Genomic DNA, 12,712 nt, shown 5'->3' with positions numbered 1-12,712 from the left:
ACACCCCGCACCCCGCATCCACGGGTCACCCGGAGTCCGCGAGACCGGCGGCCGCCGCCGCTCCCGCCGCGCACCCCGCCGCCTACACGGTGGTCAGCGGCGACTCGCTCTCCGGGATCGCCGAGGCCGAGAAGGTCGGCGGCGGCTGGCAGCGGCTGTACGAGGGGAACCGCACGGTGGTCGGCGCCGACCCCGACCTGATCCACCCCGGCCAGCGCCTGACCATCGGCGGGCAGCAGAGGCCGAAGGCCGCCCCCGGACACACAGCCGCCCCCGGACACCCGGCTCCTCCCGCCGGGCACACGGCGGCAGCGCACCCGCAACCCCACAGGGCGGCGCCGCCCGCGCAGCACCACACCGCGGCGCCGCCCGCCAAGCACCACACCACCGCGTCGGCCGCCGTGTCATCCGCCCTGGTCGCGCCCGTGCCCGGACACCACACCACGGCGTACAGGGCCTCCGGCGGTTCCTGGTCGAGCGGCCACCACACGGGCATCGACTTCCCGGTCCCGACCGGTACTCCGGTCAAGGCGGTCGCCGCCGGCCGTGTCGTCGCCGCGGGCTGGGGCGGGGCCTACGGCTACCAGGTGGTCGTCCGGCATGCCGGCGGCCGGTACACCCAGTACGCCCATCTGTCCGCGCTGACGGTCCGGACGGGCCAGAACGTCCAGCAGGGGCAGCGCATCGCCCGCTCGGGGTGCACCGGGAACGCCACCGGCCCGCATCTGCACTTCGAGGCGCGGACCGGGCCGGACTACGGCAGCGACATCGACCCGCTGGCCTATCTGAGGGCGGGCGGCGTCGCCGTCTGATCGCCCTTCCTCGGCCGCCGCGCGGGTGCCGCCACCAGGTGCGGTGACGGTCCGCCGGGTGGCGGGACGTGGGCCGCGGCCGACCGGTCCTGTGAGCCGCGCTGCTGCCCGGGACCGCGCTGCTCGCCGGGTCCTTGCTGCTCTTCGGAACCGCGCCGCTCCCCGGAGCCGCCCTGCTCCCCGGAGCGCGGCCGGTCCGCGGAGAGCCGCTCCGTCGTCAGCAGGATCAGCCCGCCCGCAGCCACGACGCCGCAGGCGAGCGCCAGCACCTCACCGGTCACCCCGTAACGGAAATCCTCGCCGAAGAGCGTGACCCCGATCGCCGCCGCCAGGACCGGATTGACGACGGTGACGGTGGCCAGCGGCGCCGCGAGTCCGGCTCCGCGGTACGACGCCTGCGAGAGCAGCACCCCGGTCCCCGCGAACCCGGCGATCGCCAGCAGGCTCAGCCACTCCGCGGTCGGCGCGTGCGAGGTCAGGTCCACGGCGACGGTCTTGGTGAAGACGGAGGCGGCGCCGAAGGCCACACCGGCCGCCGTCGCCAGCACGATGCTCCGCACGACCGGCTTGCGCATACGCAGGGCGACCAGGAAGAGCGCCGCGATCCCGCCGAAGGTCGCCAGCGCCAGTACGGTCCGCTCACCGCCCGGCAGGGTGCCGTTGTCCGCGCCACCGGTCAGCGCGAGCAGCCCCGCCAGCCCGACGGTCGCCATGATCGCGCCGCGCCAGGCGGCGGCGCCCGCTCTGCGCCGTACGAACACGGCGGCCATCGGGAGCGCGAAGACGATGGTCAGCGCGCCGAGCGGCTGCACCAGGCTCAGCGGCCCGTAGGCCAGGGCGATCACATGCAGGCCCGCGCCGACGCCGTTCAGCGTCATCGCGGCCCACCAGCCGCTGTGACGCAGAGGTGCGTAAGGGCTGCCGGGGGTGGCCGCGGCGACGCGTTCCTGCACGATGGCCCCGGCCGCGTACGCGACCGCGGAGACCAGCGACAGCAGCACGGACAGCGCGAGGGCACTCATGTATCAACGATCTCTCCTTTCGGCCGGAATGTCGTCGTACCCAGGCACCGAATCCTCCGTACTACCAGAGCAGTACACGGCTGCCCGGCACGTAGTACTCGCGGCGGTCGTGCGGGTGGCCGGAATCCGTCCGGTGCGCCGCGACCCTGCACCGGACGGCGTCACAGCATCCTGCGCCGCCTGCCCAGCCAGGTCTGGGCGATGACCACGGCCGCCAGGAAGGCGCCGCTGACCACCTGCTGATACGCGGAGTCCAGCGAGCCGATCTGGTTGATGACGTTCTGGATGACCTTCAGCAGCAGCACCCCGACCAGTGAACCGCTGATGAAGCCGAAGCCGCCGGTCAGCAGGGTCCCGCCGATGACCACGGCCGAGATCGCCTCCAGCTCCATGCCCGAGCCGAGAATGGTGACACCGGAGACCAGCCAGGCGGCGTTGAGCGCGCCCGCGAGCCCCGCGCAGACCCCGGAGAGCGTGTACACGGTGGTCTTCGTACGGGCTACGGGGGCGCCCATCAGCGCCGCCGCGTCCTCGTTCCCGCCGACCGCGTACACATACTGGCCGAAGCGGCTGCGGCGCAGCACGACCGCACCCAGCACGAAGAGCACCACGGTGATCCAGACGGGCACCCCGACGCCGAGCAGCTTGTCCTGGCCGAGGCGGGCGAAGAACGACGTGTCGTCGACCAGGTAGGTCGTCGCTCCCTCGTGGGTGATCGCCAGCAGAATGCCGCGCGCGGCGAGCAGGGACGCGAGGGTCACGATGAACGGGGCAAGCCGGGCCCGTGCGATCAGCAGCCCGTTGACCAGGCCGATCAGCCCGCAGACCGCCACCGGGAGGAGCAGCGCCACCAGGGTCCCGTACCGCGAGCCCCAGGCGCCGAGCACACCCCCGAGTGCGAAGAGCGAGCCCACCGACAGATCGATCCCGCCCGTGATGATCACGAAGGTCATACCGAGGGCGACGACGGCGAGGAAGGCCGATGAGACGGCCATGTTGCCGAGGTTGTCGGCGGTGAGGAAGGTGTCGAAGCTGAGCGAGGCCGCGATCACGGCGACGACCAGCGTCACCAGGGCGCCGTGCTGCTGGGCGACGGCACTGATCCGCTCCCCGCGGGCCGGTCCGGATGGCTCGTCCCCTCCGGTCGGCCGACCGGTTCCGATGGTCTGCACGGCGGTCACCGCTTCCCCCGTTCCCGTGCCGCGTACACCGCGAGCACGATCACCACGGCCTGAGCGATCTGCGTCCAGGACGGCGGCAGATCGTGCTTGATGAGCGTGGCGGTGAGCAGCTGGATGAGGACGGCGCCCGCCACGGTGCCGCCGATCCTGACGCGGCCGCCGCTCAGCGGCGTACCGCCGACGACCACCGCGGTGATCGCGGAGAGTTCCATCAGATTGCCGAGCGAGGTCGGATCGCTGGCCTGCAGCCGCGCCGACGCGAGGACGCCCGCGACGGCGGCCAGCACCCCGGAGCAGACATAGACCAGGATCAGCACCCGCCGGACCGGAAGCCCGGCCAGCCGCGCGGCCGGCCGGCTGTCGCCGATGGCGAGCAGCTGCCTGCCGAAGGTCGTACGCCGCACGGTGAACGCGACGAGCAGAGCAAGGGCCGCCGCGATCAGCACCAGATACGGGATGCCGAGCACGGCCCCCGAGCCGAGCGACGCCATACCGGGGTCGTGGATGTCCTTGAGCTGGGGGAGCAGCACGAGAGCGAGTCCGCGTCCCGCGACCATCAGCGCCAGTGTCGCGACGATGGGCTGCACACCGATGAACGCGATCAGCGCGCCGTTGGCCACCCCCACCACGATCCCGCCGACAACGGCCGTGAGGAGCGCGATCCACACCCCGTAACCGAGATAGAGCGAGACCAGCGAGGTCGAGAGCGCCATCACCGAGCCCACGGAGAGGTCGACGCCCTCACTCCCGATCGCCAGCGCCATCCCGAGCGCCACGATGAGGACGGGTGCGACCTGCACGGCCTGGGTGCGGAAGTTCTCCGCGGACAGGAAGTGCGGCGTGAAGGCGATATTGGCCAGGATCAGCACGGCCACGCCCGCGTACACCCCGTACTCCTGGAGGAGCCGCAGCAGCCGGTCGCGGTCGTACGAAGTGCGCCGCAGCGCCAGGTCAGTCATGGTCCCCGCCCTTCGCGGCGATGGCCCGGAGCAGCTGCTCCCCGGTGACGGCGTCACCGGACAGCTCCGCCACGACGGCGCCGTCCCGCAGGACGACCACCCGGTCGGAGCCCTCGATCAGCTCCTCCATGTCGGACGAGATCAGCAGCACGGCCAGTCCGTCCCCCGCGAGTTCGTCGATGAGTTTCTGCACCTCGGCCTTGGCGCCGACGTCGATGCCCCGCGTCGGCTCGTCGAGCAGCAGCACCTTGGGCCGCATGGCCAGCCAGCGGGCGAGCAGCACCTTCTGCTGGTTGCCGCCGGAGAGTTCGCCCACTTTCTGGTGCGGGCTCGCGGCCTTGATCCGCAGCCGCGCCATGAACGTCTCCACGATGCTGTCGATCCGTTTCTCGTCGACCAGGCCGAAGCGCGAGAGCCCCGGCAGCGCGGCGAGCGCGATGTTCTCCCGGACCGAGAGACCCGGGACGATGCCCTCGGCCTTGCGGTCCTCGGGCAGCAGACTGATGCCCGCCCTGATGGCAGCCGGGGTGGAGCCGGTACGGACGGCTCCGCCCCCGACGCGCACCCGGCCCGCGTCGGGCGCCAGCGCGCCCGCGATGGCCTTGGCGGTCTCGCTGCGGCCCGAGCCGAGCAGTCCGCCGAGCCCGACGACCTCGCCGGGCCGGATGGCGACCGACACATCGCTCAGGACATGGCGGACCGTCAACTCCTCGGCCCGCAGCACAGGTTCGACATCGTCCGCGTGCCCGCCGGTGAACTTGGTGAGGCCCTCGCTGCGCACCTCGCCCATCTCACGCCCGAGCATCAGCGAGACCAGCCGCAGCCGGTCCAGCTCGGCGATCGGCCCGCTGTGCACGACCTTGCCGTCCCGCAGCACGGTGACCGTGTCGCAGACCTCGTACAGCTCCTCCAGACGGTGACTGACGTAGATCACCGCGATGCCGCGCTCGCGCAGCATCCGGATCACCCCGAACAGGGTCCGGACCTCCGCCGGTTCGAGCGAGGACGTCGGTTCGTCCATGATGACGACCCGCGCGTCGACCGAGACCGCCCGGGCCAGCGCCACCATCTGCTGGGTGCCGACGCCGAGGGAACGCAACGGTCTGCGCACATCGGTCCGTACGCCCAGCGAGCGGAGCGCCTCGTCCGCCTCGCGGTGCATCCGGCGGAAGTCGATCAGGCCGATGCGGTTGCGGGGCTCGCGGCCCAGGAAGAGATTGCGGGCCACGCTCAGCAGCGGGACCAGGTTCACCTCCTGGTAGATGGTGGAGATCCCGGCGTGCTGCGCGGCGAGCGGCGTGGCGAAGGAGACCGCCTCCCCGCGGTAGGTCAACTCCCCCTCGTCGGGCCGGTGGACGCCGGTCAGCACCTTGATGAGGGTGGACTTCCCGGCGCCGTTCTCACCGATCAGCGCATGGACCTCGCCGGGCCGCACCGCGAAGTCCACCCCGTCGAGCGCACGGGCACCCGGGAAGGTCTTGGTCAGACCGGTGACGGACAGCACCGGCGGTTCCGGCGCCCCCATGCTCAGAACGCCTTGCCGATGTCGGACTTGGCGTTGTCCTTGCTGTACTCGCTGTCCTGGATGATGATGTCCTGCGCGACCTTCTGGCCCTTGGTGAAGTTGTCGAGCGTCTCGAAGGCGAGCGGTCCGAAGCGCGGGTTGGACTCGACGTCCCCGCTCATCCAGCCGTCCACGATCTGCTGGACGCCGTTGCGTGTGCCGTCCACCGTCACGATCTTCACCGAGCCGGCCTTCTTGCCCGCTCCCTTGAGCGCGTTGACGGCGCCGAGGCCCATCTCGTCGTTCTCCGCGTAGATCCCGGCGATGTCGGGATTCGACTGGATGAGCTGCTCCGTGACCTGCTGGCCCTTCTCGCGGACGAAGTCACCGGTCTGCTCGAAGACCACCTTGAGCCCGGGGGCTTTCGCCTTCAGTTCGTCCTTGAAGCCCTTGGTGCGTTCGGTGGTGACGTTGTTCCCCGCGGAGCCCAGCAGAATGGCGAGCTTCCCCTTGCCGCCGGTCGACGCGATCATCCGGTCGGCCGCCCGCTTGCCCTGCTGGACGAAGTCGGAGCCGATGAAGCTCACATAGTCCTTGCACGGAGTGGCGTTGATCTTGCGGTCCACGGTGACGATCGGGATGTGCTTCGCCCGCGCCGTACGGAGCACCGGGCCCCAGCCGTCCGAGTTCAGCGGGGCGATGACGAGCAGGTCGGCGCCCTTGGCCAGCAGGTCCTGGACATCGCTGATCTGCTTCGAGAACTGCGACTGCGCGTTGGCGGTGAGCAGCTTGAGGCCGCGCTTCTCGGCCTCGGCCTTCATGGACGCGGTCTCGGCGATCCGGAAGGGGTTGGCTTCCTTCTCGGACTGGGAGAAACCGATGGTCGCGCCCTTGATGTCGAGCTTCTTGCCGCCGAACTGACCGATGGTGCAGCTCTTGGCGTCGCCCGCGGCGGACGGAGTGGCGACGACCTGGCCCGAATCGCCCTTGCCGGACGACGCGGAGGTGTCCTTGGCGCCGTCGTCCTCGGACTTGGCGCAGCCGGACGCGAGCGCGAGACTCGCGGCGAGACCGGTGGCGAGAAGGGCTTTGCTGGTGGTACGTCGAAGGAGCATGGTCGGATTCATGGCGTCCCCAGATTTGGCGCAGGCCCGTGGCAACGAGGCACGGGAGGCGGGCTCGTACGAGTCGACTCAGCGTTCCGGGGCACTTTTTACAACGTTAGAAGGGTCCTGTAAACCCTTCGCGTACCTGACAACCAGATACCGGTGCCGATGCCGGTTCCGCTACGGCCCCCGGTACCGCGCTACCGGCGACCCAGTGTGCTCTCCCGCTCCACCAGCCGGAATTCGGCGATGAGTTCACGGCCCGCGGGTGTGCCGGCGGGCTGCTCGGACCGCCGGTCAGGGCTCGTTCCAGCACCCTTTTCCGGGCCCTGGAGCCCACCGATGACCGACTCCACCGCGAGCCGCGCGATGGACTGCTTGTCCGGCGAGACGGTGGTGAGGGTGACCGCGCCGAACCGGCCCTCCGCGATGTCGTCGAACCCCACCACGGCGACGTCCCACGGCACCCGCAGCCCCCGCTCCGCGAGCACCCGCATCGCACCGACCGCGACCAGGTCGTTATAGGCGAAGACGGCGTCGGGCCGCTGGCCCGAGTCCAGCAGCCAGGCCATCGCCTGCGCCCCGTCCCCGCGGTCCCAGCCGCTCGTCGGCGCCACCAGCGTGTCGGGCGCCGGCAGCCCGGCGGCGGTCAGCTCCTCGCGCCAGCCGCGAAGACGCAGCTGGGCGGGGAAGTTGATGCGGTCGGTGCGCGCGCCGAGATACGCGATACGGGTGCGGCCCAGCCCGATCAGATGCCGCACCGCCCGGCGCGATGCCGCGACGTTGTCGATCGCGATGTGGTCGTACGGCAGGTCGTACTCACGCTCGCCGAGCAGCACCAGCGGGGAGTCATGGCTCCTGCTGCGCAGGTCCTCCGCCTCCAGCTCGATGGGGGAGAGGATCAGCCCGTCGATGACCCGCCCCCGGAACCCCTGGCTGACCAGGATCTCCTGTTCGCGCTCGCCCCTGGTGTGGTCGAGCAGCACCGTGTAGTCGTGCTCGGCCGCCGCGTCGATGACGGCCCCCGCCAGCTCCGCGAAGTACGGGTTGCCCAGTTCGGGCACGGCGAGGGCGAGGATGCCCGTCCGGCCTTTCCGCAGGTGGCGTGCGGTGAGGTTCGGTACGTAACCGAGCTCGTCGATCGCTGCCTGCACCCGGGCCCGCATCGCGGGTGTGACGTGCTGGTAGTTGTTCACCACGTTCGAGACGGTCTTGATCGAGACGCCCGCGAGCCCGGCGACGTCCTTGAGGCTTACGCCCACTGAGTCTCCCCTCCGAGTGGTCATGCCCTGGACAGCAGGCAGGAGTCGTGCTGTCATGCCAACTGCCGTTCCTTCCAACGTTGTACAGACTGTTGCAACGAGCCGCCACCCTTCCTCACCAAAGGAGGATCCGTGCGCACCAGAAGAAATCTGGCCCTACTCCTCGCCGCCGTCACCGGCTTCGCGGGGCTCTCCGCGATGCCGGCCGCTTCGGCCGCGTCCGCACCCGCTCCGGCCGCGTCCGCACCCCGTGCGTCCACTGTCACCGCCCATGGTCTGAAGGGGGAGTACTACACCCAATCGGCCCCGGGGGCCTTCGACTTCGCGCAGCTCAAGGCCACCGGGTTCGACCCGGACATCGACTTCCCCACCCTGGAGTCCCGCCTCCAGTCCGCCACCGGGCAGTCGGACAACGACAGCGTCCGCTGGACCGGGAAGATCGTCCCGGAGAAGACCGGCACCCACACGTTCTCGATGATCGGCGACAACGGTTTCCGCCTCTGGATCGACGGGAAACCCGTCATCGACCACTGGGTCGACGACTGGGAGAAGGAACAGACCTCCCAGCCGGTCGAGTTGACCGCGGGCAAGGCGTACGACATCAAGGTCGAGTACTTCGAGCACGAGGGCGGTTCCAACCTCCATCTGAAGTGGACCCCGCCGGGCGGCACCGAGACACCGGTCCCGCAGTCCGCGTTCCGGCTGCCGGACGGGTACGACTACGACGGAGCCATCGCCGCCACCGTCCAGAAGTCCGGCCGCACCCTCAAGCTCGACTTCGCGCAGCAGCTCGCGCCCCCGCCCGCCGGCCTCGCGGGCCATCTCGACGCCGAGATCGGCGGTGCGACCTGGCCGCTGGGCGCCGTCAAGGCCGACCCGGCCGACGCGCACAGCCTCACCGTCGCGCTCAAGGAGCCGGTCGTCGGCAAGAAGGGCGGCGGCGCCAACGGTCTCGCGGACATCCGCTACGACGGAAAGGGCGCGCTGAAGGGCCGGGACGGCAAGGCGGTCGGATCCTTCTGGTCGAGCGGCGCCAACAACTCCGAGTACGAACTGCGCACCAAGTGGGCCGACGACGTCAGCTCCTCCAACGCGCACCCCGAGTACCCCAGGCCCCAGCTCACCCGGCACGACTGGCAGAACCTCAACGGCAGCTGGCAGTTCGCCGCGGCCAAGGCGGGCGAGAAGCCCCCGGTCGGCAAGAAGCTGGCGGAGAAGATCCTCGTGCCGTATCCGGTGGAGTCGCAGCTCTCCGGGGTGGAGCGGCACGAGGACCGGATGTGGTACCGGCGTACGTTCACCGTTCCCAAGGGCTGGAAGGTCGGCTCGGGCAAGCGGCTCCAGCTCAACTTCGGGGCGGTGGACTGGCAGGCCGATGTGTATGTCAACGGCACCAAGGTCACCGAACACAAGGGCGGTTACGACAAGTTCAGCGCGGACATCACCGACGCGCTCAAGCCGGGCCGCACCCAGGAGGTGATCGTCGGGGTCTATGACCCGACCGACTCCAAGGGCGGCGAGAACCCGCCGATGGGCAAGCAGCGCCAGGATCCGAGCGGCATCTGGTACACCCCGTCGTCCGGTATCTGGCAGACCGTGTGGATGGAGCCGGTCGCGGCCGACCACGCGGACTCGCTCAAGCTCACCCCGGACATCACGGCGCAGAAGGTCGCCGTCGACGTGCAGGGCGTCCGCGCCGGGGTGCCCGTCACGGCCACCGCGTACGACGGGAAACGCAAGGTGGGCACCGCCACCGGCCGTACCGGTAAGGCGCTGAACGTCCCGGTGCCCAGGCCGCACCTCTGGTCGGCCGACGACCCGCATCTCTACCAGATCGAGGTCACCGTCGGCTCGGACCGGGTCGGCAGCTACTTCGGGATGCGCTCCATCGCGGTGGAGAAGATCAACGGCACCCCGCGCACCGTGCTCAACGGCAAGCCGGTCTTCATGATGGCCACCCTCGACCAGGGCTTCTGGCCGGACGGCCTGTACACAGCGCCGACCGACGAGGCCCTCGCGTACGACCTGAAGATGCACAAGGCGATGGGCTTCAACGCGGTCCGCAAGCACATCAAGGTCGAACCGGACCGCTGGTTCTACTGGGCGGACAAGCTGGGTCTGATGGTGTGGCAGGACATGCCGGCCATGGAGGCGGGCACCAACCCGTCGCCGGCCGCACGCACCGAGTACGAGCACGAGATGAAGCAGATGATCGACCAGCACAGCAGCCATCCGTCGGTCGTCATGTGGGTGACGTTCAACGAGGGCTGGGGTCAGTACGACGAGGCGCGCATCGCCGACCAGGCGAAGGCGTGGGACCCGACGCGGCTGGTCAACAGCATGTCCGGCATCAACCTGGGAGCCGACGGCGGCACCGGCGACATCATCGACGAACACGGCTACCCGAGCCCGGCCCTCCCGGCACCCGACGGGAGACGCGCGCTGGTCAGCGGTGAGTACGGCGGACTGGGACTGGCTGTCCCCGGGCACGCCTGGGCGGTGCAGCAGTCGTACGTCGCGGTCGACCCGGCCACGTACACCGACGACTACCTCGCCAAGCTCGACGAGGTGCACAAGCTGGCCTGCCAGGGCAGCAACGGCGCCGTGTACACCCAGATCTCCGATGTGGAGGGCGAGTTGAACGGTCTGCTGACCTACGACCGGAAGATCGTCAAGCCCGATGTGAAGCGGGTCAAGGCGGCCCAGGACGCGCTGATCCACGACGCGTCGCAGGCGGTTCCGGCGGGGTGCCCGGCCTCCTGACCTGTCCGGGTGCCCGGACCGCGCGCGGCCCCGGGCACCCGGAGCATTCCGGTCGGAACTCTTGACGCGAGCCCGACAGGAACCAACAATGATCGCGTTCTGACAACGTTGTCCAAGGAGGCGGAGCGGCTTGCCCCACCACCCGTACGAGCTGAGCCGGCGCCGTTTCGCCCAACTCCTCGGTCTCTCCGCCGCGCTGACGGCCACCCCGCTGGTGACGGGCGCCCCGTCCGCCGCAGCCGAATCCGCGCACCCGCGGCATCCGGACGCGGTGGCGGAGACCTACTACCGGGTCCTGCTCGACCACACCCGCTGGTCCGAGACCCAGTGGGATGCGGACACCGGCCACTACACCGCCACCGACTTCGGCTTCGCCGTCGTCCTGGGCAACGCGCTGCTGCTGACGCGCGGGAGCTACGACGCGTCCGCCGCCGGAGTGGACGAGGAGACCCTGCGTACGCGGACCCTCGCCACCATCCGGCACTTCGCCGCATCCAACCGGCTCACCGGCGGCACCGAATGGGGCCGCACGCTCTTCTTCGACACCACCTTCCAGTCGTACTTCATCCTCGCGGCACGGCTGCTCTGGGCCGGCCTCGACGAGGAGACCCGGCGCCGTGTCGACACCATCGCCCGCGCCCAGGCCCAGTACACGACCGCCCTCGGCACCGGCGACGACCCGGCGTCGGGCGACTGGACCCCGCACGGCTCCACCGGCGGTTTCCGGGGCGACACCAAGCTGGAGGAGATGGGCGTCTACGCCCAGTCGCTCGCACCGGGAATCGCCTGGGCGCCGCACGACAGCCAACAGGGCGACTGGCGTGCCGCGTTCGGCCGGTGGAGCCGCAACGAGACCGGGCTGCCCGCCGCCGACCTCGCCAACCCGGCACGGGTGGACGGCGTCCCGGTCAGCGACAACACCGCGCAGAACCTGTACGACACCTTCATCGTCGAGAACCACGGCTCGTTCGGCCCGCACTACCAGGCCGAACTATGGCGCACATCGGGCCGCAACGCCGTCCACTTCCTCACCGCCGGGCAGCCGCTGCCCGAGGTCCTCACCGCCCAGCCGAACGCGGGCCCGCTCTGGGACACCCTGCTCACGGTGATGAGCGACGCGGGCGAACCGCTGATGCCGATGGTCGAGGACCGCGAGCATCTGTACGGCCGCGATGTCATCCCGCTCGCCTTCCTCGCCCAGGTCGCCGGTGACCGGGCCGCGGCCCGCGCCGAGGCCGCACTCGCCGGGCGCCTCCTCGCGTACCAGGCGTATCCGCCGGAGCACCGGATGGCGAAGTTCTCCGGGGAGCCCAAGTACGAACCCGAGGCCCGCGCCGAGATCGCCATCAGCTATCTGCTGCACGAGTGGCGCGCCCGCACCGGCACCCCGGTGCGCCCGCTGAGCGAGCCTGAGATGTTCGCGCGGGCGAGCGGCGCCAAGGACTTCGGCACCGGGCCGGGGCTGCTGGCCCACCAGTCGCCCGGTGCCTGGGCCGCCACCGTCACCAAGCCCGGCTTCGTGAAGTTCGCCTGGCAGCCCGCCCACGACGACTGGCTGTTCGCGCTCAGCGGCCACACCCCGATGTTCCTGCCCGGCAGCGCGGCCACGGTGAGGGCCCGCACCACCGTCACCTACAGCGCGCTGCGCGACGGTTTCGACGGAAGCGCGAGCCTGCTCACCCTGGACACCGGCTTCGCGGGCATGACCACGCTTCCCTCCGGCACCGTCGTCTACGCGACATCGGGCAACGGCGCGGGGGAGGGCCATCTGGAGGTGCGGAACCTGACCATGCCGGGCATGCCGGGACTGGACGGCAGCCGCACCTACACCGCGGCGGACGGCGCGGTCACCGTGCCGGCGCAGGACAGCGCGGGCACGGCTCCGGCCTCCGGGCGGACCGATGAACTCACCCTGACCAAAGGGGAGTTCCGGTACGTCCGGATGCAGGGGATCACCCCCGATCCGGCGTACGGATACTCGCTGTACGCCTTCGAGGTACGGGACGGCGCGGCGGGCGCCGACCTGGCACGGGGCGCCACCGCCACCGCGTCGTCCGAGGACCCCGGCAAGGAGGCCGCGCTCGCGGTCGACGGTGACGCCAC

At 70.6% G+C, this 12,712-nt stretch carries 8 protein-coding genes and 1 pseudogene; 3 read left to right on the top strand and 6 right to left on the bottom strand.

Annotation, left to right across the window (positions count from 1 at the left end):
- The coding region (locus tag G3I19_RS28325) for a LysM peptidoglycan-binding domain-containing M23 family metallopeptidase (RefSeq protein ID WP_164266565.1) at positions 1-812 on the top strand (812 nt) is incomplete at its 5' end.
- Here G3I19_RS28325 and G3I19_RS28320 read toward each other — a convergent pair.
- The 6 genes from G3I19_RS28320 to G3I19_RS28295 form a co-directional block, all read right to left on the bottom strand.
- On the bottom strand, positions 782-1,834 hold the full coding sequence (locus G3I19_RS28320) for a DMT family transporter (RefSeq protein ID WP_164266564.1): 1,053 nt from the start codon (positions 1,832-1,834) through the stop codon (positions 782-784). The two genes, G3I19_RS28325 and G3I19_RS28320, sit on opposite strands and share 31 nt — an antisense overlap.
- A 161-nt stretch (positions 1,835-1,995) precedes the next feature.
- Positions 1,996-2,997, bottom strand: a complete 1,002-nt coding sequence (locus G3I19_RS28315) for an ABC transporter permease (RefSeq protein ID WP_343235236.1) — start codon at positions 2,995-2,997, stop codon at positions 1,996-1,998.
- A gap of 14 nt (positions 2,998-3,011) precedes the next feature.
- Positions 3,012-3,974: an ABC transporter permease gene (locus tag G3I19_RS28310; protein WP_164266562.1), complete on the bottom strand. Its 963-nt coding sequence runs from the start codon at positions 3,972-3,974 to the stop codon at positions 3,012-3,014.
- Positions 3,967-5,499: a sugar ABC transporter ATP-binding protein gene (locus tag G3I19_RS28305; RefSeq protein ID WP_203600445.1), complete on the bottom strand. Its 1,533-nt coding sequence runs from the start codon at positions 5,497-5,499 to the stop codon at positions 3,967-3,969. Before G3I19_RS28305 ends, G3I19_RS28310 begins: the two co-directional genes overlap by 8 nt.
- A 2-nt stretch (positions 5,500-5,501) precedes the next feature.
- Positions 5,502-6,593 carry an ABC transporter substrate-binding protein gene (locus G3I19_RS28300; RefSeq protein ID WP_239074890.1) on the bottom strand — a complete coding sequence of 364 codons (1,092 nt, stop codon included), beginning with the start codon at positions 6,591-6,593 and terminating at the stop codon, positions 5,502-5,504.
- A gap of 191 nt (positions 6,594-6,784) precedes the next feature.
- Complete coding sequence (locus G3I19_RS28295) at positions 6,785-7,846, bottom strand: LacI family DNA-binding transcriptional regulator (RefSeq protein WP_164266560.1); 1,062 nt, start codon at positions 7,844-7,846, stop codon at positions 6,785-6,787.
- Positions 7,847-7,978: 132 nt separating this feature from the next.
- Between G3I19_RS28295 and G3I19_RS28290 the strand changes: the two genes are divergently transcribed.
- Together G3I19_RS28290 and G3I19_RS28285 are read left to right on the top strand one after the other, a co-directional pair.
- A complete protein-coding gene (locus tag G3I19_RS28290; RefSeq protein ID WP_164266559.1) occupies positions 7,979-10,609 on the top strand; it encodes a PA14 domain-containing protein in 2,631 nt (876 codons plus the stop codon).
- A 130-nt stretch (positions 10,610-10,739) separates the two neighbouring features.
- Positions 10,740-12,712: pseudogene (locus tag G3I19_RS28285) on the top strand (hypothetical protein); the annotation flags it as partial.

The sequence above is a fragment of the Streptomyces sp. SID10853 genome (assembly GCF_010548145.1).
Taxonomy (GTDB): domain Bacteria; phylum Actinomycetota; class Actinomycetes; order Streptomycetales; family Streptomycetaceae; genus Streptomyces.
This window is presented reverse-complemented; position numbering and strand designations above follow the sequence as displayed.